This window comes from Nocardia sp. NPDC051463, assembly GCF_040681975.1.
In the GTDB taxonomy this organism is placed as follows: domain Bacteria; phylum Actinomycetota; class Actinomycetes; order Mycobacteriales; family Mycobacteriaceae; genus Nocardia.
Map to the genome: position 1 here is coordinate 87,146 of NZ_JBFBAB010000011.1, position 23,910 is coordinate 111,055.

Below are 23,910 nucleotides of genomic sequence, written 5' to 3' on the forward strand. Positions count from 1 at the left end.
ACTATCCGGTCCGCGGCCCGTCATTATCGATGCCGTACTCCTGTGCCATCCATCGCGACGAGGGCGGCGCGAACAACAGCACCAGTGCGGCGATCACCACGACGCCGAGCAGGACTCCGTAGATAGGCTGGTGTGAGTCGGTGAGCAACGACCAGGTGACCGGCAGCAACAACAGCTGAGCGATCACCGCGATCGCCCGGCCCCAGCGGTGGCCGAGCAGTAACCCGATGCCCGCGGCGAGCACGGCGCCGCCGAGGATGCCGAACCACGCCGCGGTGCCGTACCCGCTCGTGGCGCTCTGGTCATGCCCGAGCAGCCCTCGGACCACCAGCACGATCGCCGCGACCACGGCGGCGCCGCCCTCCAGTGTCACCAGTCCACCCGCACCGCGCACCGTGGTCGGCACACCGGAAAACTCGCCCTTGTCGGTCTCAGCCACGCGCCAAGCCTAAACGGCCACCACCGGCGCGCGCCCGAGCGCAAGGCTGTCGCCGGACCGTCTCGGTCAGCGCGCGATTAGGCTTTGAAGAGTGCGGACGTTGCTGATCGTGAATCCCAATGCCACCTCGACTACACCGGCGACACGGGATCTGCTGGCACACGCCCTGGAGAGCCGGACTCAGCTGACCGTTGCGCACACCCAGCATCGCGGGCACGCGGCGGAATTGGCCCAGTGGGCATCGACCAATGAGATGGATCTGATCGTCGTGCACGGCGGCGATGGGACGGTCAACGAAACCATCAATGGTTTCCTGCCATTGCCCGAGCTCAACGACGGTCAGGCATGGCTGCCTCGGCTCGGCGTGATCCCGGGCGGATCGGCGAATGTCTTCGCGCGGGCGCTCGGCATTTCGCCGGATCCGGTGACCGCGACCAACCAGTTGATCGATCTGCTCACACTCGACCGCGACCGCAAGATCGGTCTCGGCATCGCCGATGACCGTTGGTTCACCTTCAGCGCCGGAGTCGGACTCGACGCCGATGTGTGCGAGGCGATCGACGCCAGCCGCGCCAACGGCCGAGCGGCCACGCCCGGACACTACGTCCGAACCACCGTGCGCCAATTCTTCCGCGCAAAAGGCAAGCAGCCGAGCGTCCGGATCGAGATCCCAGGACACGCACCGGTGGACGGTGTCCATTACGCATTCGTAACGAACGCCAGTCCATGGACCTACCTGAACTCCACGCCGGTGCACACCAACCCCGGCACCACCTTCGAGACGGGCCTCGGCGTGTTCGCGGTGCGGTCGATGGCGGTGGTCCCGACCCTGATGCTCGCGCGCCAGTTGCTGGCAACCAATGGAAACCCCAAGTCTCGCAACCTGTTTCGCGAGGACGATGTTCCGTCGGTGCGGATCCACGCCACAGAGCCCATCGGCCTGCAAATCGATGGCGATTTTATCGGAAAACGCAACATGGTGGATTTCACAGCTGTGCCCGACGTGCTCGCCGTCGTCGCTCCGCGACCTTCCTGAGCACGAAACGCGCGCAAAACATCGCGTTTGCGCTGCGAAAACCGGGTAGAGCGAGTACAAAGGACCCGGCAGGTTCCCCTAGGGGAACCTTGAGAGCGTGAGCTTCCCCACGGTGCACCAGATACCTATTGACATCTACGGTGTTCGTGAAAGCATTCACAAGCAACCGTGCGGAAACATTCGAGTCGCACAAGTGAACGATCCACAAACCGTAGGCGCCCTTTTCGGCGCCCAGCAAAGGAGCAGAGGAATGGACTGGCGCCACAAGGCCATCTGTCGCGACGAGGACCCCGAGCTGTTCTTCCCGGTGGGTAACAGTGGTCCTGCGCTCGCGCAGATTGCCGATGCCAAGCTGGTCTGCGCTCGCTGCCCCGTTACCGCCGACTGCCTGTCCTGGGCCCTGAAGTCCGGGCAGGATGCCGGCGTGTGGGGTGGAATGAGCGAGGACGAGCGCCGCGCGCTCAAGCGTCGCAACGCGCGCACCCGCACCCGCACTGTCGTCTGATTCTCGAGGCGACCAGCGTTACCGGGCCATTCAGCCCGGACCGGTAACGCATTGGGCCCGGCACCTTCCGAGGTGCCGGGCTGATTTGTTTTTGTAGCTGTGTTTTTGGCAGCGCCTGCGGCGCTGCGGGTTCGCGGCCCCCTTGGTCTCGCTGCCGAGAGGCCGAGACTCGCGCCTGCGGCGCATGCGCTTCGGCCTCTCGGCAGCGAGACGGGCCGCGAACTCTAGTGCTGGATCTCGCTTCGCTCGGAAGGTGTCATCGTGCCGAGTGGGGGTGTTGGTCGTTGAACTCGCGACTTTATGGATGCGTTCGGCCGTTGTGGGTGGCAGGCACCGCGCGGTTCGGTCGCGAAAGGTGGCAACAGACCTGGTGGGGCACCAGTGGCGATCCTACGGTTTCGGTGGATGCGCTTCGGCCGGTGCGGGAGGGGGACAGGCCGCTAAACCCTGGTGCCTGCGCGCACACTTCGCCCGAAAGGCGTCCTCGTGGCTGGGGGGTAGCGGGATTGCCCGCGACCTTGGTGGATGCGCCGGCATCGATCGTGAAGCGAGTTGCGAATACCGAATGTTGATCATGGAGCGATCGAAAGTTGTTGATTGCCAAGGGGATCGTCGGGGTTGATGTCACCGTTCAGGTCAGCGACCAGAGCGGCGGCCCAACGGGACTCGCAGCACGGCGTCCGTGCCGACGTCGGCGCCGGGGTGCAGGCCGATCGAACCGCCCAGTTCGGCGGTGACCAGGGTGCGCACGATCTGTAGGCCGAGGCGGTCGGAGGATTCCAGGCTGAAGCCGGGCGGCAGCCCGCGGCCGTCGTCGCTGATGATCACATCCAGCCAGCGCGCCGACCGCTCGGAACGGATTGTCACCGAACCGTTCTCGCCGGAATCGAAGGCGTGCTCGATGGCGTTCTGCACCAGCTCGGTCAGCACCATCACCAGCGGCGTCGCCCGCTCCGCGGAAAAGACACCGAGCGAGCCCGCCCTGCGCACCTTGATTCGCGCGGTGTGCACGGTGGCGACATCGGCCATGATCGGCAACAGCCGGTCGACGACCTCGTCGAGATCGACCTCTTCGTCCACCGACATCGACAGCATCTCGTGCACGGACGCGATCGAGGTGACCCTGCGCACCGACTCGGTCAGCGCGACCTGCGCCTCCTCATTCTCGGTGCGACGCGCCTGCAGCCGCAGCAGCGCGGCCACCGTCTGCAGATTGTTCTTGACCCGATGGTGGATCTCCCGGATGGTCGCGTCCTTGCTGAGCAATGCCCGGTCGCGGCGTTTGACCTCGGTAACGTCCCGCACCAGCACCGCGGCACCGGCCAGCTCACCGTGCGGGCGCAGCACCAGGGTGCGCAGCAGCACGGTCGCCCCGCGGGCCTCGACCTCCATCCGCCGCCCGGTCCGGCCTGCGAGCGCGGCCTGGATATCGCCGACCACCTCTTGCGCGTCGAACGGATCGGTGATCAGCGACCGTGTGGTGACAGCGAGATCCTGGCCTGCCAGATCCGCCTGCAGACCCATACGGTGATAAGCGGACAAGGCATTCGGGCTCGCGTAGACCACGATGCCTTCGGTGTCGAGGCGGATGAAGCCGTCGCCCGCACGCGGGCTGGAGTGCGTCGCGGCGCGGTCCTCCGTGGTCGGGAAGGTGCCGTCGGCGATCATTTGGCACAGGTCGTCCGCGCAGGCCACATACGCGATCTCCAGGGTGCTGCGCACCCGGGAACGCTGCAGATCGGTGTCGCGGCTCAGCACGGCGATCACATCGTCGCCGCACCGCACCGGGATGGCCTCACGAATGGCATGCACCGGATGCGGGTGGTAGACCCCTTCGGCCTCGGCATCGCTGTCGGCGCGCACGATTTTGCCGGTCACCAATGCGTCGAACACCTGCGGATGGTCGGCCTGGAGGGCGAGCCCACCCACCCGATCCTCCGGATGCACGGTGGGCGCTGTCGTCGGACGGCACTGCGCGACACAGACGATGTCCGCGCCATCGGTGATCGGACCCGCACCGACCCACAGGAGCAGATCGGCGAAGGACAGATCGGCGAGCAGCTGCCAGTCCCCCACCACCCGCTGCAGATGGTCTACTGCGACGCCGGGTAGGTCGGTGTGCTCGGCAAGGAGCTCGCTCAGTGTCGCCATGTTCGGTCTACCGCTTCGGTTCGCTCAGGAAATGACGGCGATCAGGTCGCCCTGCTGTAGGACCTGACCGGGCACGACGACGATCGAGGTGACTTCACCGTCGATCTCGGTGAGCACGGGGATCTCCATCTTCATGGACTCGAGCAGCACCAAGGTCTGGTCCTGTTCCACCTTGTCGCCCACTGCCACTTCGACGGTGAGCACTGTCGACACCATCTCCGCGCGCACTTCCTCAGGCATGACACCCCATTCACTCGTCGGCGCTGCATCCGCTGCGGGTACAGCCAACCACACATGAAACAATGGCCTTCAACAGAAGGGAGACTACCGATGGGTAAGCGTGGTCGTAAGAAGCGCAGCCGCAAGGGCAGCGCCGCAAACCATGGCAAGAGGCCGAACGCCTGAGCCGTTGCGCTGACAGAACACGAGCGGCACGCTCCTCCAGGACGGAAGAGCGTGCCGCTCAGTCGTTTCGGGGGTCGCCCGCGATCAGGACTCGGTCGCGTGCGGCGATTCGTGGGTAATCGTCACCGATCGGCGGATCTCCACGGTCAGCCGGTCACGCAGCGAGTCCGGTGCGCGGTCGCCACCGCATTTGCGGCTCAGCAGACCCTTGATCTTCTCCTCGATGCCGTAGGCCTCGATACAGGGCGAGCAGTGATCCATGTGATGCTGCAACCGAGCGCGGGTCGCGGCGTCACATTCACCATCGAGCATCAGCCAGACATCGGCGAGCACCGCAGTGCAGTCGAGCTCCATATCGGGGTCGCGCTCCGTACTCACTGCTTGACCTCCTGGCGTTCCGCCTCGTTGCGGTTGAATCCACGTTCACGCGCCACGTCCGCGAGCAAACCCTTCAGCTGCTTACGACCGCGATGCAACCGGGACATCACCGTACCGATGGGGGTACCCATGATGTCGGCGATTTCCTTATACGGAAAGCCCTCCACGTCGGCGTAGTACACCGCCATCCGGAACTCCTCCGGCAGCTCCTGCAGTGCGGCCTTGATGTCGTCGTCGGGCAGCGCGTCCAGCGCCTCGACCTCGGCCGAACGCAGACCCTGTGAGGTGTGCTCGGCGGTCGCCGCCAGTTGCCAGTCGGTGATCTCGTCGGTCGGGTACTGCGCGGGCTGACGTTGCTTCTTGCGGTAGGAGTTGATGTAGGTGTTGGTCAGGATCCGGTACAGCCAGGCGCGCAGGTTGGTGCCCTCTTTGAAGGACTTGAATCCCTGGAATGCCTTGACGTAGGTCTCCTGAACCAGATCCTCGGCGTCGGCCGGGTTCCTCGTCATGCGCAGCGCGGCACCGTACAGCTGGTCGAGCATCGGGAGCGCGTCCCGCTCGAACCGCTGCGCCAGCGCGGTTTCGTCGACCGCGGCGCCGACCTCACCGTCGGTCACCACATCGTCGTCGCTCGTCACACGTGTCCCTTCGATCGCCGTACCTGCCAAATCTACCGGCAGCGGCATTTCGAACGGGAACCGGTCATTCGTCGGCGACACCGCGGTCCATACCGGACGTTCCTCGATCAGAACGGGCACCCGACTTCTCCTTTGCGTCGTGCACAAGGCTGCTTGTGTATTTGCGTCAACAGACTCGGCCCCGGCTGTGTTCCCACGGCAACGTCACGGCATCGAAAAGCCATTGCCCGGAAAAGCCATTGCCCGCCTGTGCCGTCACGCAACTAAGGTGTCCGCCATGGCAGGAGCCTCGACCCCGGCGATCCGCACCTTGACCAAGGCCGGAGTCGCCCACCATGTGCACGCCTACCCACACGACCCGCGCGCCGATTCCTATGGCACCGAGGCGGTCGACGCGCTGGCAGGCGAACTCGGCCTCGACGCCGCGCAGATCTTCAAGACCCTGGTGCTCGAGCTGTCGACGGGAACCCTGGCCGTCGCGGTGCTTCCGGTGCCGAATATGTTGTCGCTCAAGGCAGCTGCCGCGGCGCTCGGAGCACCGAAGGCGGCGATGGCGGACAAGGCGAAGGCCGAACGGGTCACCGGTTACGTGCTCGGCGGCATCTCACCGCTCGGGCAGCGCAAGCTGCTGCCCACCGTGGTGGACGCCTCCGCACTGACCTGGGATCGGGTGTTGTGCAGCGCGGGGCGGCGGGGGCTCGAGATCGAGGTGGCGCCGGGCGATCTGGTTCGGCTGACCAATGCGGTCACCGCGCCGGTCACATCGGTGTAATCGAACCCGAATTCCCGGCTATCTGTGCGTTACTGGACGGACCCAGATTCGTCCGACCCGAGGATGTGATGCGAAATGTCTCTGCGCACCATGATCGTCTCCCTGTTCGGTGCGCTGGTCCTAGCTTGTGGTTCGGTCGCGTTACAAGCTCCCGGGGCCGCGGCCGCGCCGGACCTTCCCTCGGTGACTCAGATCGCCGACTTCCCGTTCGATGGGCTCGGCGCCGACGACGCACCGAGCAGAGAGGGCACCCCGAAGCGGGATGAAAAGGCTGATAAGGCTGAGAAACTCGGCGGTGGTGTCACCACCAAGGTCATCGATCTGATCACCGGCATCATCAAGTGCGGGCTGAATATCGCAACGCCCAGCGTCAAGTGCCAGCTCTGAATCACCGCTAGCGACACACCGATAGGCCGGGCGGTCACAACAGGCTGATCTGCCCGGCCTGTTCGGTGTCCGCCGCGGCACCCGATACCCGGGCCAGCAGTTCCGGACCGTTGTTGCGCACGCTGTTGACCAGATCCGGCACCGGCCGTGCCACGATGCCGGCGACGGCGTCGATACCGGGGGTCTCCAGCAGGGTGGCGGGTGCGGGATGGTCCGGATCGAGCCAGGCGTCCCAGTGCTCCCTCGGCATCGGCAACGGCATCCGATCGTGGATCCGCGTCAGGTCGCCGACCGCGTCCGTGGTCAGAATCGTGCACGACAACAGCGGCTCGCTCGCCTGCTGCGCTCGATCGCGCCACACCGACCACAGACCGGCCATGTACAACCGGGAACCGTCGGCGGCCGACATATAGAACGGATGCTTGGCCACCTTCCCCTTGGCCCCGGCGAGCGCATCGGGCTCGACGACCCATTCGTACCAGCCGTCCATCGGCACCAGGCAGCGCCGATACTTCACCGCGTCGCGGAACGATGCGGTGGTGGCGGCCTTGTCGGCCCGGGCATTGAACAGTGGCTTGCCCTTGACCGGAACGCCGGGCTCGGCGGTTTTGGTCCACGTCGGGATGAGGCCCCAGCGCATTCGCCGGATCCGCAGCCGCGGATCGTCGTCTTTGTTTCCGTGCTCGTGGCGTTCGACGACCGTCAGCACCTGAGTGGTCGGCGCGACGTTGTAGTTGGTGAAGCCACCTGTCCGCGCGTCGGTTCCGGCATCGGTCTCATCGATGGCGTCCAGCTCGACGGCAAGCCGGCCGGGATCGGTGGTCGTCGCATATCGTCCGCACATATGTCGATACTCCCACCGAGGGCCGACAGAGTCGGGAACAATTGGTAGGCAGTAGGTGACCTTGTGAGAGTTCTGACATAGCATTCTCTCAAGGAATGGGCGGTAACTTATGTTGCTCGTTCCGGCATGCGCACCGATCGCCACGTCCGGCCGCCGTTACCGGCAAGAGGAGAAACCCACCGTGACCACCATCGAGACCACCCCTGCCGCGCCAGACACCGCGTTGACCTCGGTCGACCCTGCCACGGGCGAGGTCATCGCCACGCACACCGTCGCCGATGAAGACGCGGTGCGCGCGGCGGTGGCCAAGGCTCGCACCGCCGCCGCGACCTGGGGGACGCTGAGCTTCGACGAGCGCCGCAAGCACCTGCTGCGCTGGTCGACCCAGCTGGTCACGAGTTCCGACGAGTTCTGCGCGCTGATCCACAAAGAGAACGGCAAGCCGCTCGACGACGCCTTCCTGGAGCTGATGCTCGCACTCGAGCACATCGCATGGGCAGCCAAGAACGCCAAGAAGATCCTCTCGCCGAAGAAGATCTCGCCCGGCCTGCTGATGTCGAACTTCTCCGCCCGCCTCGAGCAGCGCCCGCTGGGCGTCGTCGGCGTGATCGGCCCGTGGAACTACCCCGTCTACACCCCCAACGGCTCCATCGCCTACGCGCTCGCCGCGGGCAATACCGTGGTGTTCAAGCCGAGCGAATTCTCCACCAGCATCGGCAATTTCCTCTCCGAGGCCTTCAAGAAGGCCAATCCGGAACTGCCGGAAGGCGTTTTCGAGACCATCAACGGCTTCGGCGTGACCGGCGCCGCGCTGGTCAAGTCCGGTGTGGACAAGCTCGCGTTCACCGGCTCGACCGCCACCGGCAAGCGCATCATGGCCGCGGCAGCGGACTCGCTGACCCCGGTGCTGCTGGAATGCGGCGGCAAGGACGCGGTGATCGTCGCGGATGACGCCGACATCACCGCCGCCGCTGACGCTGTCGCCTGGGGCGCCACCGCCAACAGCGGCCAGACCTGCGCGGGCGTGGAGCGGGTGTACGTGGATCGCTCGGTGCGCGACGCATTCGTCGCCGAGGTGAAGCGCATTCTGACCGACATCAAGCCTGGATCCGGCGCGGGTGCCGCCTACGGCCCGATGACCATGCCGAGCCAGGTCGACATCGTGCGCCGCCATATCGAGGACGCGCTGAAGAACGGTGGCACCGCTGTCCTCGGTGGGCCGGAATCGGTGAAGGCACCGTTCATCGAGCCGGTGGTGCTGGTCGATGTGGACGAGAACTCCGAAGCGGTGTGCGAGGAGACCTTCGGCCCGACCATCACCATCCGCACCGTGGACGGCGTGGACGAGGCGGTCGAACTGGCCAACAAATCCAAATACGGCCTGTCCTCTGCGGTGTACTCCAAGAAGAACGGCCTGGAGATCGCCCGCAGGCTGCGCGTCGGCGCCACCTCGGTCAACTCCGTGCTCGCCTTCGCCGCCATCGCAGGCCTGCCCTTCGGCGGCGTCGGCGATTCCGGCATCGGCCGCATTCACGGCGAGCCCGGCCTGCGCGAATTCTCCCGCCCGCACTCGATCGCCGTGCAGCGCTTCGCCATCCCCGGGATGGCGCTGCTGAGCTACTCGCGCACCGACTCCACCATGAAGCTGTTGCGCAAGCTCGTCCCGTTCCTCCACGGCCGCCACAAGTAAGCCGATTCCTGGAAACCGCCCGGCCACCGACAAGCCCGTGGCCGGGCGGCCAACTCACCGAGCGGGCAGGTGCCGAGATGACCCAACAGCACCCGAACAAAGTGGCAAGCTCGGCGGCGGTGCCGACCGCGGCCGCCCTCAGGATGACTCTCGGTAGCGGGCGGCAATCGCGGCGGCGCGGTTGCGCAGGGAAGTACGCAACGAACGCGGGGCCAGGGCTTCCGCGTCCGTGGTGAGCTGCCACAGCGCCCATTCGGCATGCCGTGAATCTTGGAAGGTCACCTCCAGCCGCAGCCAACCGTTCACGTCGGGTTCCTCGGTGCGGACGGCCAGTGCGGTGCTCACCAGATCCTCCCTGCGCGCGGGGTGCACCCGTACCAGCACGGCGATGTGGTCGCCGCCGGTCCGAAACTGTGTGCTGCGTTCCTGCCAGGCCAGGTCCAGATCGACCCGGTCCGGTCGCTGTGCCGGTTCGGGAAGTTCCTCTGCGGCCAACACCCGCGACAGCCGGTAGGTGCGGTCCGCGCCAGATCTCGTGGCCAGCAGGTAGCCCTTGTCGCGAACGATGACCAGGCCGATCGGGTCCACCGTGCGCCACTTCGGGGTCTGGTCGAGGGCGGCGTAGTGGATGCGCAGCTTGTTTCCGGCGAATACCGCCCGCCGGACCTCGGCCAATATGGTGGCGGGCACCTCCTCAGCGGCCAGCCGACGCGACAGCAGATCGGTCTCTGGGTCGATGAGCAAACGCTCGGCCACGTCAGCGGCGGTGTCCCGATAGCTTGCGGGTAGCGCGTCAACCACCTTGAGCATCGCCGAAGCAAGCGCCGAGCCGAGGCCGAATGCTTGCGCGCCACGCCGCGATCCGGCGACCAGCAAGGCAAGCGCCTCGTCGTGGTTGAGCCCGGTGAGCTCGGTCCGAAACCCAGGTAGCAACGCGAAACCACCGCGCCGGCCGCGTTCGGCGAAAACCGGGACACCGGCCGCGGACAGCGCCTCGATGTCGCGCAACACGGTGCGGGTGGACACCTCTAACTCGTCGGCCAGCTCGGTTGCCGTCAGCCGACCACGCTGGCGCAGCAACAGCACCAGCGACACCAACCGGTCGGCGCGCATACGAAAAACTCTATCGAATACACGACACAGGATGTCGTGATTCGCTGGGAGGCTTACCACCACGGCGTCACAGACAGCAGCTACCGGGCCGATGGACGTACGTACTTCAACGAATCGAATGGAGCTGATGTGGTGGCGGAACGAACGGCAGTCAACCCGGTGACGTGGTCGATGGAGATAGGGTTCAACCAGGGAGAGCTCGTCTCCGGGCACACCCGAACCTTGTACTGCTCCGGGCAAACCGCGATGAGCGGCGACGGCAAGCCCCAACATGCCGGCGACATGGCCGCGCAGGTGGCGCTGAGCCTCGACAACGTGGAGGCAGTGCTCGCAGAAGCCGGCATGTCCCTGGCGAACCTCGTCCGGCTCAACGTCTACACCACCGACGTCGATCTGCTTTTCCAGCACTACGGCGTGCTGGCGTCGCGGTTGGGCGCTTCCGGGGTGTCACCGACTACCACGATGCTCGGGGTCACCCGGCTGGCGATCCCTGGCCAGATGGTCGAGCTCGAGGCAACCGCCGTCGAGTGATGCCACTTCGCCGCCTCCGGTAGAGCTGCCGGAGGCGGCGAGTATTACACCGGCCGGACAGCCAACCGCCCGCGGCACGCTCACCCGTGCCGTCACCACGTCCAGCCCAGCGACGACTAGAGTTCGCGGCCGGTCTCGCTTCCGAGCGGCCGAAGCGCAGGCGCGGCGGGCGCGGCAAAATCAACACCGCCCGCGTGTCCGAGTGCGCGATGGGCGAAGATGGACGGGTGAGTTTCTGGCCAGCGCCCCATGTCGATGTCCCTGTGCACGCGACCGTGACCTTGCCCGGATCTAAATCCATTACCAACCGGGCCTTGATCCTGGCCGCCCTTGCCGATGGCCCTTCGACGATCTCCGGCGCGCTGCGCAGCCGCGACACCAATCTGATGATCGGTGCGTTGTGCGCCATGGGCGTTCGCATCGAAGGTGACGGCGACACGCTCACCGTCACACCCGCGCCGCTGGGCGGCGGCACTGTCGACTGTGGCCTTGCCGGCACCGTGATGCGGTTCCTGCCTCCGGTGGCGGCGCTGGCGAGCGGCGATGTGGCGTTCGACGGCGATGAGCAGGCGCGGGCCAGGCCGCTGGGCACCATCCTGGAGGCACTGCGCAGGCTCGGCGCCGATATCGACGGCGGCGCGATGCCTTTCACCGTGCACGGCAAGGGCGCGTTGCGCGGTGGCAAGGTCACCATCGACGCGTCGGGGTCCTCCCAGTTCGTGTCGGGGCTGCTGTTGTCGGCGGCCCGGTTCGACGAGGGCGTGATCGTGCACCACGACGGCAAGGCGCTGCCCTCGATGCCACATATCGAGATGACCGTGGAGATGCTGCGGCGGGCCGATGTCGCCGTTGAGGCTCCAGCCGACAGTCGCAAGGCCCAGACCTGGACGGTCGCGCCGGGGCCGATTCGCGCGGTGGATTGGGATATCGAGCCCGATCTGTCCAATGCCACACCGTTCTTGGCCGCCGCCGCGATCACCGGCGGCGAGGTACGCATTCCGCATTGGCCGCGGATCACCACCCAGCCCGGCGATGTGATCCGGGAAATCCTGGTGCGCATGGGCGCCGAGACGAGCCGCTTCGACGGCGTGCTCACAGTGCGCGGCCCGGAGCGCCTGGCGGGCATCGACATCGACCTGCACGACGTCGGCGAGCTGACCCCCACCGTGGCAGCCCTTGCCGCACTGGCGGATTCGCCGTCCCGGCTGCGCGGTATCGCGCATTTGCGCGGCCACGAGACCGACCGCCTCGCGGCACTGTCCACCGAGATCAACCGGCTCGGCGGCAATGTCACCGAGACCGAGGACGGGCTGGAGATCATCCCGGCCCCGCTGCACGGCGGCGTCTGGCACTCCTACGCCGATCACCGAATGGCAACGGCGGGTGCGATTCTCGGACTGCGGGTGCCCGGTATCGAGATCGAGGACATCGGCACGACAGCGAAGACGCTGCCCGGTTTCGTCGCGCTGTGGGAGCAGATGCTCGATCCGACATTCTCGAACCAGGGAGCGGCACGCTGAGGCGTCGCGAGTACGACGAATCCGATGTCCGGGTGCGCCCGGGCAAGAGTTCTCGTCCCCGCACGAAAACCCGTCCGCAGCACAATGATGCGGAATCCGCGATGGTTGTCGCGGTGGACCGCGGCCGCTGGGGTTGTGTGCTCGGCAGTGACCCGGATCGACCGATCGTCGCGATGCGGGCCCGCGAACTCGGCCGCACTCCGATCGTGGTCGGCGATCAGGTGGACGTGGTCGGTGATCTGTCCGGAAGACCCGACACCCTCGCGCGCATCGTGCGTGTTTCCGAACGCCGAACAGTGTTGCGCCGCACCGCCGATGACACCGACCCCTTCGAACGGATCGTGGTAGGCAATGCCGAACAGCTGTTCATAGTGGTCGCCCTCGCCGACCCGCCACCGCGCACCGGTTTCGTCGAGCGCGCCATGGTCGCCGCGTATGCCGGTGGGCTGGAACCCATCCTGTGCCTGACCAAACACGACCTGGCCGCCGAATCCGAATTCGCGGCCGCCTTCGACGATCTCGACCTCACCATCGTCTATGGCGGCATCGATGATCCGCTCGGCCCGATCAACGAACTCCTCGACGGCACCCTCACCGCGCTGATCGGCCATTCCGGCGTCGGCAAGTCGACATTGGTGAATCGTCTTGTCCCCGAAGCGGATCGGGCCGTCGGCATCGTCTCCGGTGTCGGCAAGGGCCGCCACACCTCCACCCAATCCGTCGCGCTGCCCCTGTCCGCGGGCGGCTGGGTCATCGATACTCCGGGCGTCCGCTCCTTCGGCCTCGCCCATATCACCCCCGACGACGTCATCTCCGCCTTTGCCGACCTGGCGGCCGCCATCGAGGATTGCCCCCGCGGCTGCACCCATCTGGGTCCACCCACCGACCCCGAATGCGCTCTCGACCTACTGCCGGGCAAGGAGCGCCGAGTAGCCGCGATCCGCCTGCTGCTCACCGCCTTGAACTCCAACGACTCCTGGAAACTCGACCGCGGCGAGTGAGAATTCGGGAGTGCCGGGCGGCCTCGGCAACTCTGCTGCACCGACTGGGCAACCACTCGCACACGAACCGCCTCTACCGCCTTCCGTGAGCTCGGTCGCATCATTCGCACGATCATGCTGGCGCGGTTATGTACGAATCTGGCTTACGAAGCAGATCACCGCGATCACGCATAAGGTCGAGGCGGTTCACGGCGATGCGGAATGGTTGATGATCGTCGCGCGTTCAAGACCGTTCATGACCAGTTGCCATGGACAAAGGTTCCACTCATGTTGCCAGGAAAGTTCGACCGATTGAATCCAGCCTGTACCGAGCGAAGCTTACGCCTTTCTCGTACGGCACCTACTCATAAACGGCAGCAGCAAGTCGAGTTCCCGAGCAAGCGACCCCGATCCTGCACCTAGTGGTCGAGGCCGCTCCGGAACAACTGCGACAACGAGTGTTAGAAAGGGCATTCTGCGCTGCTACTGCACCATGCTGTCCCTGATTCACGTGCCCGATGGAAACAATACTTCCCAGTTCCCTTGGCGGCATTGTGTCCGAAGCAAGAGGTGCAATTTGCGGACCGGCTCTGCAACTACCGCCATGTGCACATCCACTCGGTATCCCTCATCACCTAACAGGGTGGCATAGTCGTTGATCGCGGCAACACTACTGATTGCCGTCTCCAGAAAAATGTCGGCTTGCAATCCGATCGCATAGTCCAGCGCCATCATCGCCCATGATCGTGCATCCTCGACTACAGCATCTTGAGTACGCGTCTCGCCGGTCCATATCAAATCCCAATCCGCCGGATGGTAAGCCGCCAACAGATCTGGATCTATCATTACACCTGCTGCGCCTGCCCGGTCGTTTCGGAGCCTGCGGATCGTGCTGCTCTTGCCCGAACCCGCTGCGCCACCGACGATAATCGCCCGGGGATTGCTTTCTCGGGTGCCGATAACGATTTCGGGGAGGATCTTCTGATCGAAGATTGCGGCTCGCTCGACAGCATTGAGCGGGAACTCAGCGGGTTTCGATAGTGACCTTCCTCCAGTCTGCGTTCGCAACTCGCGAATTGTCGGACCATGGGTCCGAATGACATCGATGACTTCAGCCTGATCCGCTTGGTCGAGGTCGTGCAGTGCCGCGAGATAATAGAGCCGCTGGAGCGTGTGCCGGCCAGCGGCTTGTGCATCCGGCGGGTCGCCGTGCTCGACAGCTCTTTGCGCCGCAGAATATCCGGCTATCAAGCTGATGATGATATCCCGTGCGCACTCGTAGTACAGCCCGTCATCCTGTTCCATACCTCATTGCCCCTTACTGTCTTGTCCCTCACTACCAACCTCTGTCCTGTCGGCACCGCTGTCGACCGTGTCCGACATGCCGGCCGGAGACGGAGTCTTGCCCTGAACCCACTGTTCGGCATCCCGTTCGATAACGTCGGCGTCACCCGCGAGACGTTCCCAGCGTTCTGCATCCAGCGGATTCTCCTGAGCTTGCAGAGAAACCCAGTCGCGGAAATTCCCGAGCCGGTCGTTAAATGATTGCGACTCCCCCGCGGACAGTGGTTCATTACGCTTGGCCTCCAGCACCTCTGCGGCGCGGGGGGGCTCGGGCCACTCTCCGGACGCATCGCGCTCGATGTGGTAGAGGTCCCCTTCGCGGCTCGACACGGCCAAGCCGTGGACGTTAACTGGAGGGTTGTCCGACTGCAGCATTCGAATCGTCTCCCCCGACCCTGAGACACCGGCATCATGGATCTCCAACGGAGTCAGCAATCCGACTCCCGTGTTATCTCGCTGCTCCATATACCTGGTGCGCGTCGACAACCGGCTCTCAGGCGGCGCTACCGCCAATGTCTTCACCGTCGCGGTATACCGTTTCTCTACGAAGCGGCCGATCATTTGCGCTGTTCCGCGGGGGTTCATCAGGGTCTGTTCGAGTAACACGTTGTAGTGGTTGTCGGTCGCGTGATCTACGCACTTGCTCATCAGTTTCCAGGCGTCATCGATGAGCAGGTGCGTGGCGGTATCGTCGTGCCCGACGATCTCGTCATATCGGGGGAGATACTTCATAAACGTATCCGCGGTCCCGATATAGACGGCTCCACCACGTCCTTCGAACGAGGCGAGCAGGTCAGGCACCATAAACGACTTTCCCGATCCGGGCTGCCCACCGAGGACCAGCACCTCGGGGTTGTCTACGCTACTCAGGTTCTCGCCGCCGAATATCCTAGGATAGACCTTCTGCCGAAAGACTTCGTTCAACTCGTCGTCGGAGAGAGAAATCTCGTCCGCCCGAATCCTTAACCCGGAATCAACGTCTGCCGAACCGATACTATGAACACCGCGGAACTCCTTGTCTCCGTCGGATAGTGTTCGGACCGCGTCCTCGGCTCCATGAGCCAGGGGACGGATAACGTGTTCGGCATCAGCCCTTGCCATTCTGGCAATGCCGCCGCTCAAGTCTCGGACGCCTTGAAGAACTGCCTGCACAATCTCTTCGGATCGGATCAGCAAAATAATGCCCTCGGCCTGCCCAGCACAGCTTCCTCGCCTTCTCCCAGCGCCGTCGCGAGGGTCTGGGTGGCCATGCGATCGGCGATCATCGGTCGGGCCCGTGATTGCGACCGAGAAGGGCCTCACCGCAATCAGCGGATTCTTACGTGCGTATCTGTTGGTACAGGGGTTTTTGTTGGGTGACGGTGTCACGCCGGCCGTGCGGTTCGGTCGCGTTGGAGGTACTGCAACGACTCTTGGAAACTCGACCGCGACGAGTAGGGCTACGGCTGTGGCACGGCGGCGGCGCCCGCGGCGGCGACGCACACCGTCCCGGCTGTCCACGGGACGTTGCGGGTGATCACCACGATGTGCTCGGCACCGAAGTCTGCCAGGTCTTTGCACCGGCGCGCGAATTCGATAGCCGACTCCCCTGGCGCCAGAGCCGTCGTGACGGTCTTCTCGATGTCGCCGTACGGCCTGCCGGTCTCGGCGCAGTGCTCAGCAAGCACGGCGAGCTTGTGCCGCAGCGTCTTTCCGCGGTCGGGGATGTCGAACAGATTGCAAGCATCGGCGTATCGCGCGACCAACCGGAGTGTCCGGTGCTCCCCCGCACCGCCGACGAGGATAGGCGGGTGCGGGCGGCGCAATGCGTTCGGGCTGTTCGCCGGATGCTCCAGCCGGTAGTGGACGCCGACGAACGGTGCAGTGTCACCTGCCCACATTTGACACGCCAGCCGCAGCGTCTCCTCCAGACGCTCGAAGCGTTCGGAGACCGACGGCAACGACAACCCCATCGCGAGTGCTTCATCCTGTTGGTAGCCTGCGCCGATACCGAACCGGGCGCGACCACCGGTCAGCACATCGAGGGTGCTGATCGCCTTGACCATCACGCTCGGCGGGCGGAAGTGCACCGCCGTGACCAGGGTGCCGAGGCGCACCCTTTCCGTCTGTGCCGCAAGGAATCCCAGCGTGGTGCATGCCTCGAGCATGGCGTCGTCGATCGCACTCATCGGATCGGCGGGAAGCAGATGGTCGGGCACCCACAGCGTATCGATGCCCGACTCATCCGCGACTCGCGCGATTCGCGTCAGATAGTCGCGCAGCCGTGGCGGGCCGCCCGGCACGGTGAAGTTCGTCATGCTGATACTGACCCGCATCGCGGCGCTCCTCAGCTCGCGGGGGACTGGAACGGCATCGCGCCGATCGGGGACAGATGCATTCCGGCCAGCGCCCACCGCAGGCCGTCATGGGCGAATATGTGCGTGGCACGGAACGAGCCGTCGACCGACGTGCCCTGGAATTCGGCCTCCTGGGTGTGCACACCGACGGCGACGGCGGCGTTGCCGTACTCGCGAACTGTCACGTCATGCCAGGTCAGCGCCTTGATGACCAGTCCACCCGCACGATAGCGCGCTAGCCACCGCGGTTTATCGAGGACGAAGCCGAGTGGTCCGACCAGGGTGAAATCGTCGGTCGTGATGAGGTCGAGTTCGGCGGTATCCGCGCGCTGTTCGGCCGCGGCCCAACGCGCGCTCAGTTCCAGGATGTCATCGGTGATCGTCATGATTGCCGCTCTCTAATCGTCCAGACGTACTGTCACTGTAAAAATACAGTTACTATACGTCAATGGCAATCATGACCGCTCGATCGACCCGGCGTGTGGGCGCGCAAGAAACTCCAGACCGCGCTGCCGATCATGCGCAAAGCCCGCGGCACAGTCACCGAACCCGGATCCGCCCCCCGCCACTCAGCTAAATATCCTGCCCTGCAATCATTTTCGAGAACCCGATTCAATCCTGCGCACTCGGCGCGGACCCGATGGCCGCTTACCGCCAACGCCGCTTTGGACACCCAGAACCGACGATGAACACATCCATGGCCCGTCGGACCCGCCAGGAGCGCCTGCGGCCGCCTACTCAGCGGAAAGTGGACCCGAGATACTAGGCCAGATCGTCGGCCAACGCGGCCCGCTGAGCGAAGCCCAGGTACCCATCGGGTCGCACGACATAGACATCGCCGCCTTCGGCGCGGTACATGCGCGCGAAGTCCGCACCACGGTCACCGATCACCGGCAGCACCGCCTCCTCGACAGCGGCACCCGGCGCCGCAACGAGGTATACGTCCATTCGCCCATGTGCCGCACGACGGGCGGCATCCGCAAGGCTTTCCCGTGCCCTGATCGCATCGCTACCGGTGCGGTCGTCGGCGTAGAGGAGGGAGGACCACCGCACCGGCATTCAGGACGCGCACAACCTTGCGTGGAAACTCGCGCTGGCGGTCACCGGCGTCGGCGCCTCGGGCCTGCTCGCGAGTTATGACGCCGAACGTCGGCCGGTCGGCGCGGAGGTCTCGTTTTTGCGGAAGCCCGATGAACGCGTAGGGCAGGGTGGTCTCCATCCTGGATACCTCGGCGCGGTTGACATACACGATCTGGCCGCGCAGCTGGATCGAGGCGTCGAGCACCTCGCGCAGCACCCCCACACCCTCGAATACTTCGAGGGTTCGCGGCTGGATTCCGCTTGTCATAGCTGATCGCTACAGCGTATCGGCGGTTCGCCTAGTGCCCGTCGTGCTGCCCCGGCGCAAATGGCCACTCCTCGAACCACACGCAACGCCCGTCCGGATCGAACCGCAGAACCCACAAATCGCGCCACCGCGACGGCTGATCCCTGGCGTACTCGACCGCAACCCGGACGACGGCGGTGGACCCATCCACCGCAACGATCTCCGACCGCATGGTGAACACTTCGTCGGGCCCATCCCGCCCGGCCTCCCAAAACGCCTCCAGCGCAACCAACCCGACCACCGGCTCCGACCATGGTGACATCTGATACCCGACATCGGCGGCGAACAGCTCACCCAGTTCCCGCGTCCCCGGCGTCCGCCAGGCCCGTTCGTAGCAGGCGACCCACTCCTCGACAGCGCTGCAATCCATACCTCGAACCTAGCGGTGCACCCGCTGCTCCTGCGGTATTGCAACGCGAAGGCGCCCATGGACTCGGAGTCCATGGGCGCCTGTGCAATTCGGTTCCGATTGCGGCCGTCAGTGCCTGCGGCGGGTCTTCGGGGCGCGCTTCGGCTTGGCCTGGTCGCGGGCCGCCTCCCGACGTTCACGGCGGGTGCTGCCGTCGCCGTACTCCTCGGAGTCGTCGTGCACCTGGGCGCGTCCATCCTCGGCAGGGCCCGAGTAGTGGAAGCCGCGAGAGCCGGAATCGTCGATGCCCTTGGCACGCAGCGCAGCCGGTGCACCGTTGGGGACGGGGGCCTGCTGGGTAGGCAGCGGACGGGGAGCCGACATCGCACCGACCGGCGAGCGCAGGCCGGTGTCCACCGAAACTCCCTCCGGCTGCGGCTGCTGGACCTCGACCTGCAGGTTGAACAGGAACCCGACCGATTCCTCCTTCAGACCCTCCAGCATCGCGGAGAACATGTCGAAGCCTTCGCGCTGATACTCGACGAGCGGGTCGCGCTGCGCCATCGCGCGCAGGCCGATGCCCTCCTTGAGGTAGTCCATCTCGTAGAGGTGCTCGCGCCACTTGCGGTCCAGCACCGAAAGCAGCACCTGGCGTTCGAGATTGCGCATGCTGCCGTCGCCTGCGAGACCGTCGATCTCCTGCTCGCGCTTCTCGTACGCGTCATGCGCGTCGTCGAGCAGTGCGTCGGCCAGTTCCTCACTGGTCAGGTCACCCGCCTCACCGACCGTGGTCTCACCGGTCAGCTCCTTGACGTCGAGGCCCACCGGGTACAGCGTCTTCAACGCCGCCCACAGCTTGTCCAGATCCCAGTCCTCCACATAGCCCTCGGCGGTGGCTCCGTCGACATACGCGCTGATCACGTCGGTGATCATGCTCTGGACCTGGCCCTCCATGTCCTCGCCGCGCAGGATCCTGTTGCGCTCGCCGTAGATGACCGTGCGCTGCTGGTTCATCACCTCGTCGTACTTGAGCACGTTCTTGCGGATCTCGAAGTTCTGCTGCTCGACCTGGGTCTGCGCGCTCTTGATCGCCTTGGAGACCATCTTCGCCTCGATCGGCACATCGTCGGGCAGGTTCAGCCGCGTCATGATGGCTTCCAGCGCCGCGCCGTTGAAGCGGCGCATCAGCTCGTCACCCAGCGACAAGTAGAAGCGGGACTCGCCGGGGTCACCCTGGCGGCCGGAACGACCACGCAGCTGGTTATCGATACGCCGCGATTCGTGCCGCTCGGTGCCGAGCACGTACAGCCCGCCCGCGTCACGCACGGTCTCGGCGTCGTCGGAGGTCGTCGCCTTGACCCGCTCCAGCGTGGGCAGCCACGCGGCCTGGTACTCCTCCGGCGTCTCGACCGGATCGAGGCCCTCCTTGCGCAGGATGATGTCGGTGATGATGTCCGGGTTGCCGCCGAGCACGATGTCGGTACCACGACCGGCCATATTGGTCGCCACGGTCACCGCACCGGGCCGACCGGCCTCGGCGATGATCTCGGCTTCCTTCTCGTGGAACTTCGCATTCAGGACGTTGTGCGGGATACCGCGCTTGGTGAACTGCTTGGACAGGTACTCCGAGCGTTCGACGCTGGTGGTACCGATCAGCACCGGCTGGCCCTTTTCGTGCCGCTCGGTGACGTCATCGACGACCGCGGCGAATTTGGCCTCTTCGGTCTTGTAGATCAAGTCCGACTGGTCCGCGCGGACCATCGGCTTGTTCGTCGGGATCGGCACCACGCCGAGGGCGTAGATCGAGTGCAGCTCGGCCGCCTCGGTTTCCGCGGTGCCGGTCATGCCGGAGAGCTTGTCGTAGAGGCGGAAGTAGTTCTGCAGCGTGATCGTGGCCAGGGTCTGATTCTCCGGCTGGATCTCGACGCCTTCCTTGGCCTCGATCGCCTGGTGCATGCCCTCGTTGTAGCGACGGCCGACCAGGATGCGTCCGGTGAACTCGTCGACGATGATCACCTCGCCGTCACGGACGATGTAGTCCTTGTCGCGAGCGTAGAGTTCCTTGGCCTTGATGGCGTTGTTCACGTAACTGACCAGCGGCGAGTTGGCAGCCTCATAGAGGTTGTCGATGCCGAGCTGGTCCTCGATGAACTCGACGCCTGCCTCGTGCACGCCGATCGTGCGCTTCTTGATGTCGACCTCGTAGTGCAGGTCCTTCTTCAGCAGCGGCGCGATCCTGGCGAACTCGGCGTACCACTTGCTGGAAGCGTCCGCGGGACCCGAGATGATCAGCGGGGTGCGCGCCTCGTCGATGAGGATGGAGTCGACCTCGTCGACGACGGCGAAATTGTGGCCGCGCTGCACCAGATCGTCCAGCGAGTGCGTCATGTTGTCGCGCAGGTAGTCGAACCCGAACTCGTTGTTGGTGCCGTAGGTGATGTCGGCGTGGTAGGACGTGCGCCGCTGCGCAGGCGTCATACCGGACAGGATCACCCCGACCTCGAGACCGAGGAAGCGGTGCACCCGACCCATCCACTCGGAGTCGCGCTTGGCGAGGTAGTCGTTGGTGGTGACGATGTGCACGCCGTCGCCGCTGATCGCGTTCAGGTAGGCGGGCAGCACCGAGGTGAGCGTCTTGCCCTCACCGGTCTTCATCTCGGAGATATTGCCCAGATGCAGCGCCGCGCCACCCATGATCTGCACCTTGTAGTGCTTCTGGTTCAGCACTCGCCAGGAGCCCTCGCGCGCGACGGCGAACGCCTCGAGCAGCAGATCGTCCAGCGACTCGCCGTCGGCGTAGCGTTCCCTGAACTCGTCGGTCTTGGCCCGCAGCTCGGCGTCGGTGAGCAGCTCGATCTCCGAGCCGAGCGCGATAACCTCGTCCGCGAGATGGGCCAGGCGCTTGACCGTCCGACCCTCACCAATCCGTAGCAACCTCGTCAGTGTCAGCGCAGGCACGAGTCTCGTCAGTCCTCTGGTCGGTGTGTCATCGTGTTGTCGGCCGCCGCCCGCGTCAGGCCCGTGTGCGGAGCCCGGCCGGGCCGGTGCGCACGGGCCCGCCGGGTATGACGGAATCCGCAGCACGCTTCATGGTAATGCGGCACCCATGGTAAGCGTCGACGAGCAGCGTTCTGCTGCCTCACCCCGGCCCCGCCATATGGTCCCGCCCGTTACTTGCCACCGTACCCGCCGCGCGGCACACCTCCCAGGCACGGTCGGGTACCACAGTTGGTCGCACGCGCAGGTCGGCGCATCTGTCCCGAACCACGGCCCCAGCGAACTTTCAGCGAATCGAATTGCTACGGAACCTGTTCCAGTCCCGATGTCGTACGATGTAAGCCGTCTATCGTCCCCGCGCGGACCCACCCCTGGTAACGGTCTGCCCGCGAGGAGACGACATGCAATGTCGGCAGGGCAGCGCAGCTGATGCGGAGCCGGACAGTGACGCCCGTCTGCTGTGCACAACCCTTCCCCTTGTGATCGAATCGAGTTCACCGAGCTCGGGTCGGCGCAGCCTGCCACCGACCCGGACAGGGTAGAAGAGGTGTGCCGGTTTCGCTGGATGTGCCACAGGGGAAGAGGCGAACCGTTGTGGAGTGAACACAATCGGCGTCGACCAAGGCGTCGGAAGGAGCACCGGGCAGCGTGATCACGAGATTGTCGCCGCAGGACGCGGCGTTCTATCGGCTCGAGTCGAGTAGCAATCCGATCCATATCGGCTCTCTCGCGATCGTCCGAAACACCGACCCCACTCCCGGATCCGACGAACCCGCACTCGACTACGACCGGCTGGTCGATCTCGTCGAGGCCAGGCTCGCGCTGGTGCCGCGCTATCGCCGCAAGGTCCGCGAGATCCCGTTCGCGCTGGGACGCCCGGTCTGGGTGGAGGACAGCGCCTTCGACATCACCTACCACATTCGACGGTCGGCGCTGCCCGGTCCCGGCACCGACGAGCAGCTGCACGACCTGGTGGCACGGCTCGCCTCGCGGCCGTTGGACCAGAGCAGGCCATTGTGGGAGATGTACCTGATCGAGGGTCTTTCCGACGGCAGGCGCGCGATCTTCACCAAAACGCATTCGGCGCTCGTCGACGGGGAAACCGCACTGGAGATCGGACACGTCATCCTCGATGCCAGCGCCTCACCACGCGCTTTCGCCGACGACGCCTGGCACGCGCCGCGCGAACCCAACGAGATGGAACTGTTCGTCGGCGCCGTGACCCATCTGGCCGCGCAGCCGCGCGAGGCACTGGAGGTGGCCCGCCATGCGAGCGCGAGCGCGTTCGCGGTGATCGGGGCCGCGGGCAAGGCGGTGGACTCGGTCGTGTCGGCGGTGCGCGTGGCGACCGCGGGCGCGCCCGACAGCCCGCTCAACGCCAAGACCTCCCGCAACCGCCGGTTCGATGTCGTCCAGACCGACCTCGAGGACTACCGCAAGATCCGCAAGCGCTTCGACTGCTCGATCAACGACGCCATCCTCGCGGTGGTCACCGGCGCACTGCGTAACTGGCTGCTGTCGCGCGGCGAGGCGCTTACCGAGTCGACGGTGCTGCGCGCGGTGGTGCCGATGTCGGTGTACGTCGAGGGCGTCGACGGCGACCAGCCGCAGTCTGCCAGCGAGGTGTCCTCGTTCCTGATCGATCTGCCGGTCGGCGAACCGAACCCGGTGATGCGGCTGTCGCACATCTCGCACGCGACCGACGCCACCGGCAAGCAGCGGCGCGGAGTCAGAGCGCGCACGCTGGTGCACCTGGCCGGGTTCGCTCCGGCCAGCCTGCATGCGATGAGCGTGCGGGCGGCGAGTACGTTCGCAGAGCACACGTTCAATCTGGTGATCACCAACGCGCCGGGTCCGCAGACGCCGATGTTCATCGGTGGCGCGCGGATGCTGGAGATGTATCCGGTGTCGCCGCTGCTACGCAATCAGGCCTCGAGTATCGGGATCACGTCCTACGACGGGCGCGTCTTCTACGGACTCAACGCCGACCGCGACGCGATGGCCGACATCGGCGTGCTGGCCGCGTCGGTGCACGAGTCCATGGAGGAGATGCTCGGTGCCTGTATCTGACCAGAACAAGCTGCGGGTCTACATCCCCGCGACGGTGC

The 23,910-nt window shown here is 65.4% G+C and carries 23 protein-coding genes and 1 pseudogene; 10 read left to right on the forward strand and 14 right to left on the reverse strand.

The annotated features are described in order from the left end of the window. Position 1: 1 nt before the first annotated feature. Positions 2 to 439 carry a hypothetical protein gene (locus AB0M74_RS16910; RefSeq protein WP_366527169.1) on the reverse strand — a complete coding sequence of 146 codons (438 nt, stop codon included), beginning with the start codon at positions 437 to 439 and terminating at the stop codon, positions 2 to 4. A gap of 91 nt (positions 440 to 530) precedes the next feature. Here AB0M74_RS16910 and AB0M74_RS16915 point away from each other — a divergent pair, with 91 nt between their 5' ends. Beyond that, complete coding sequence (locus AB0M74_RS16915; RefSeq protein WP_366527170.1) at positions 531 to 1,475, forward strand: diacylglycerol kinase family protein; 945 nt, start codon at positions 531 to 533, stop codon at positions 1,473 to 1,475. Positions 1,476 to 1,725: 250 nt separating this feature from the next. Further along, positions 1,726 to 1,980, forward strand: coding sequence for a WhiB family transcriptional regulator (locus AB0M74_RS16920; protein ID WP_011211115.1), 255 nt, complete (start codon positions 1,726 to 1,728; stop codon positions 1,978 to 1,980). 636 nt (positions 1,981 to 2,616) lie between these two features. On the opposite strand, the gene AB0M74_RS16925 is transcribed toward AB0M74_RS16920, so the two are convergent. The 4 genes from AB0M74_RS16925 to AB0M74_RS16940 form a co-directional block, all read right to left on the reverse strand. Next, positions 2,617 to 4,131, reverse strand: a complete 1,515-nt coding sequence (locus tag AB0M74_RS16925; RefSeq protein WP_366527171.1) for a histidine kinase N-terminal domain-containing protein — start codon at positions 4,129 to 4,131, stop codon at positions 2,617 to 2,619. 24 nt (positions 4,132 to 4,155) lie between these two features. After that, entirely contained in the window at positions 4,156 to 4,371 is a 216-nt protein-coding gene (locus AB0M74_RS16930; RefSeq protein WP_366527172.1) for a biotin/lipoyl-binding carrier protein, read from the reverse strand. A 249-nt stretch (positions 4,372 to 4,620) separates the two neighbouring features. Continuing rightward, on the reverse strand, positions 4,621 to 4,890 hold the full coding sequence (rsrA, locus tag AB0M74_RS16935; RefSeq protein ID WP_366527266.1) for a mycothiol system anti-sigma-R factor: 270 nt from the start codon (positions 4,888 to 4,890) through the stop codon (positions 4,621 to 4,623). A 20-nt stretch (positions 4,891 to 4,910) separates the two neighbouring features. Beyond that, on the reverse strand, positions 4,911 to 5,534 hold the full coding sequence (locus AB0M74_RS16940) for a sigma-70 family RNA polymerase sigma factor (protein WP_328413341.1): 624 nt from the start codon (positions 5,532 to 5,534) through the stop codon (positions 4,911 to 4,913). Positions 5,535 to 5,829: 295 nt separating this feature from the next. Between AB0M74_RS16940 and ybaK the strand changes: the two genes are divergently transcribed. Both ybaK and AB0M74_RS16950 read left to right on the forward strand, forming a co-directional pair. Beyond that, the gene (gene ybaK / locus AB0M74_RS16945) at positions 5,830 to 6,324 is read left to right on the forward strand and encodes a Cys-tRNA(Pro) deacylase (RefSeq protein WP_366527173.1); all 495 of its coding nucleotides are present in this window, start codon (positions 5,830 to 5,832) and stop codon (positions 6,322 to 6,324) included. A gap of 75 nt (positions 6,325 to 6,399) precedes the next feature. After that, positions 6,400 to 6,711 carry a hypothetical protein gene (locus AB0M74_RS16950; protein ID WP_366527174.1) on the forward strand — a complete coding sequence of 104 codons (312 nt, stop codon included), beginning with the start codon at positions 6,400 to 6,402 and terminating at the stop codon, positions 6,709 to 6,711. A 34-nt stretch (positions 6,712 to 6,745) separates the two neighbouring features. Here AB0M74_RS16950 and AB0M74_RS16955 read toward each other — a convergent pair whose 3' ends face one another. Then, positions 6,746 to 7,555 carry an SOS response-associated peptidase gene (locus AB0M74_RS16955; RefSeq protein ID WP_366527175.1) on the reverse strand — a complete coding sequence of 270 codons (810 nt, stop codon included), beginning with the start codon at positions 7,553 to 7,555 and terminating at the stop codon, positions 6,746 to 6,748. A gap of 181 nt (positions 7,556 to 7,736) precedes the next feature. Here AB0M74_RS16955 and AB0M74_RS16960 point away from each other — a divergent pair, with 181 nt between their 5' ends. Continuing rightward, positions 7,737 to 9,245, forward strand: a complete 1,509-nt coding sequence (locus tag AB0M74_RS16960) for an aldehyde dehydrogenase family protein (RefSeq protein ID WP_366527176.1) — start codon at positions 7,737 to 7,739, stop codon at positions 9,243 to 9,245. Positions 9,246 to 9,383: 138 nt separating this feature from the next. Here the strand turns inward: AB0M74_RS16960 and AB0M74_RS16965 are convergent, their stop codons facing one another. Then, positions 9,384 to 10,358, reverse strand: a complete 975-nt coding sequence (locus AB0M74_RS16965; RefSeq protein ID WP_366527177.1) for a WYL domain-containing protein — start codon at positions 10,356 to 10,358, stop codon at positions 9,384 to 9,386. 171 nt (positions 10,359 to 10,529) lie between these two features. Here AB0M74_RS16965 and AB0M74_RS16970 point away from each other — a divergent pair, with 171 nt between their 5' ends. From AB0M74_RS16970 to rsgA, 3 genes are all read left to right on the forward strand, one after another. Beyond that, positions 10,530 to 10,889: a RidA family protein gene (locus AB0M74_RS16970; protein WP_366527267.1), complete on the forward strand. Its 360-nt coding sequence runs from the start codon at positions 10,530 to 10,532 to the stop codon at positions 10,887 to 10,889. Between the two features lie 209 nt (positions 10,890 to 11,098). Then, on the forward strand, positions 11,099 to 12,409 hold the full coding sequence (gene aroA / locus AB0M74_RS16975) for a 3-phosphoshikimate 1-carboxyvinyltransferase (protein WP_366527178.1): 1,311 nt from the start codon (positions 11,099 to 11,101) through the stop codon (positions 12,407 to 12,409). Further along, a complete protein-coding gene (rsgA, locus tag AB0M74_RS16980; RefSeq protein WP_366527268.1) occupies positions 12,406 to 13,410 on the forward strand; it encodes a ribosome small subunit-dependent GTPase A in 1,005 nt (334 codons plus the stop codon). Before aroA ends, rsgA begins: the two co-directional genes overlap by 4 nt. A gap of 486 nt (positions 13,411 to 13,896) precedes the next feature. On the opposite strand, the gene AB0M74_RS16985 is transcribed toward rsgA, so the two are convergent. The 5 genes from AB0M74_RS16985 to AB0M74_RS17005 all read right to left on the reverse strand — a co-directional run bounded on the left by AB0M74_RS16985 (position 13,897) and on the right by AB0M74_RS17005 (position 18,017). Continuing rightward, positions 13,897 to 14,694, reverse strand: coding sequence for a zeta toxin family protein (locus AB0M74_RS16985; RefSeq protein WP_366527179.1), 798 nt, complete (start codon positions 14,692 to 14,694; stop codon positions 13,897 to 13,899). A 3-nt stretch (positions 14,695 to 14,697) separates the two neighbouring features. Beyond that, positions 14,698 to 15,855, reverse strand: a complete 1,158-nt coding sequence (locus AB0M74_RS16990; protein WP_366527180.1) for a zeta toxin family protein — start codon at positions 15,853 to 15,855, stop codon at positions 14,698 to 14,700. Positions 15,856 to 16,172: 317 nt separating this feature from the next. After that, entirely contained in the window at positions 16,173 to 17,048 is an 876-nt protein-coding gene (locus tag AB0M74_RS16995; protein WP_366527181.1) for a TIGR03560 family F420-dependent LLM class oxidoreductase, read from the reverse strand. A gap of 11 nt (positions 17,049 to 17,059) precedes the next feature. Further along, positions 17,060 to 17,455 (reverse strand): nuclear transport factor 2 family protein, encoded by a 396-nt coding sequence (locus AB0M74_RS17000; protein WP_366527182.1) that lies wholly within the window; start codon positions 17,453 to 17,455, stop codon positions 17,060 to 17,062. Between the two features lie 376 nt (positions 17,456 to 17,831). Beyond that, positions 17,832 to 18,017 (reverse strand): hypothetical protein, encoded by a 186-nt coding sequence (locus AB0M74_RS17005; protein WP_366527183.1) that lies wholly within the window; start codon positions 18,015 to 18,017, stop codon positions 17,832 to 17,834. 103 nt (positions 18,018 to 18,120) lie between these two features. On the opposite strand from AB0M74_RS17005, the pseudogene AB0M74_RS17010 reads away from it, so the two are divergent. Continuing rightward, positions 18,121 to 18,240: pseudogene (locus AB0M74_RS17010) on the forward strand (FAD-dependent monooxygenase); the annotation flags it as partial. Positions 18,241 to 18,448: 208 nt separating this feature from the next. On the opposite strand, the gene AB0M74_RS17015 reads toward AB0M74_RS17010, so the two are convergent. Together AB0M74_RS17015 and secA are read right to left on the reverse strand one after the other, a co-directional pair. Beyond that, a complete protein-coding gene (locus AB0M74_RS17015; protein WP_366527184.1) occupies positions 18,449 to 18,826 on the reverse strand; it encodes a nuclear transport factor 2 family protein in 378 nt (125 codons plus the stop codon). Positions 18,827 to 18,934: 108 nt separating this feature from the next. Next, on the reverse strand, positions 18,935 to 21,763 hold the full coding sequence (secA, locus tag AB0M74_RS17020) for a preprotein translocase subunit SecA (RefSeq protein ID WP_366527185.1): 2,829 nt from the start codon (positions 21,761 to 21,763) through the stop codon (positions 18,935 to 18,937). Between the two features lie 687 nt (positions 21,764 to 22,450). Between secA and AB0M74_RS17025 the strand changes: the two genes are divergently transcribed. Further along, positions 22,451 to 23,872: a wax ester/triacylglycerol synthase family O-acyltransferase gene (locus tag AB0M74_RS17025; RefSeq protein ID WP_366527186.1), complete on the forward strand. Its 1,422-nt coding sequence runs from the start codon at positions 22,451 to 22,453 to the stop codon at positions 23,870 to 23,872. Positions 23,873 to 23,910 lie beyond the last annotated feature (38 nt).